The organism is Pseudoalteromonas sp. APAL1, from assembly GCF_021532475.1.
In the GTDB taxonomy this organism is placed as follows: Bacteria; Pseudomonadota; Gammaproteobacteria; order Enterobacterales; family Alteromonadaceae; genus Pseudoalteromonas; species Pseudoalteromonas lipolytica_C.
This window is the reverse complement of record NZ_JAKGAW010000108.1, coordinates 1-1,097: the sequence shown is the minus strand read 5'-3', so window position 1 is coordinate 1,097 and position 1,097 is coordinate 1. Positions and strand designations below refer to the sequence as shown.

Here is a 1,097-nt window from a genome sequence, read left to right as displayed (position 1 = left end):
CAACCCTTTGGGCGCTTCACAGGCACTTACTCTCATCGTTGTTACTTCTTAAAAGGGATTGCCATTGTTGCAAAGTAACGCCTTGATATTAAGCACCTGTGAAACGCTGAATTCTGCATCTTGAGGTGGCTTGGGTATAAAACCCTTTACACCATCAATATTGAGATATGAACTTGAAAAAGATCCTTTCTGTTGCTGCGCTATGTGCAGTAAGTACTTCAGGCTATGCCGCTAATTGGAGCTCTACGCAATTACACGTTAATAACGGTGAACACAAAAATCCGTTTTCATTAACTAAGTCAAATACCACGGTTGTTTCATTGCAACACGCTTCTGGTTACGACTATGGCGATAACTTCTTTTTTATTGATTACAGCAATGACGACCGTCAAGATGGCTATCAAGACAAAGACTTTTATGGCGAGTGGTATTCAACATTTAGCTTATCAAAAATCTCTGGCAATGACTTTTCATACGGCGCAATTGCCGATGTAGGCTTAACAGCAGGTTTTAACGCAGCGGGTGACGCAAAAGTACTGAAATATTTACCAGGTGTAAAATTGAGCTGGCAAGCTCCGGGCTTTAGCTTTTTATCTACCCTATTCACCGCTTACATTGATGACAGTGAAGGCGTAGCACGTGGTGGCGCACCAACTGAATCAAACAGCTGGATGATTGATGTTGCATGGGGTTACCCATTTACTATTGGCTCACAAAAATTCAATGTAACAGGCCATGTTGAATACATTGCTGAACGTGAAAATGAATTTGGTGAAGATGTAAAAGCGTGGATTTTAGCACAGCCAATCATTACTTGGGATTTAGGTCATGCAATGAGCATGAAAGAAAATACGCTACTGCTAGGTCTTGAGTGGCAATACTGGCACAACAAGCTAGGTACAGACACTACTGAGTCAGTACCACAACTTCACGTTGAGTGGACGTTTTAACGAGTTGCTAGTTGCTAGTTGCTAGTACTTCATCACACAAGTTCTGACTAGTTGAGGGCACCATAAGCCCTCTCAAGTTTTTCACGAGCTGATTCAACATTAAATAGCCAGTTTATACTTGTTCTTTCTTTATTCCTGCTCCATTCC

At 41.6% G+C, this 1,097-nt stretch carries 1 protein-coding gene; it reads left to right on the top strand.

Annotated features, from left to right (window positions below; all coding sequences use genetic code 11):
* Positions 1-167: 167 nt before the first annotated feature.
* Positions 168-950 carry an outer membrane protein OmpK gene (locus L1264_RS21395; protein WP_135924253.1) on the top strand — a complete coding sequence of 261 codons (783 nt, stop codon included), beginning with the start codon at positions 168-170 and terminating at the stop codon, positions 948-950.
* The last annotated feature ends 147 nt before the right edge of the window (positions 951-1,097 follow it).

Excerpts from the sequence above, each read along its gene's own strand:
- L1264_RS21395 (WP_135924253.1), top strand. The coding sequence starts at position 168 with ATGAACTTGAAAAAGATCCTTTCTGTTGCTGCGCTATGTGCAGTAAGT.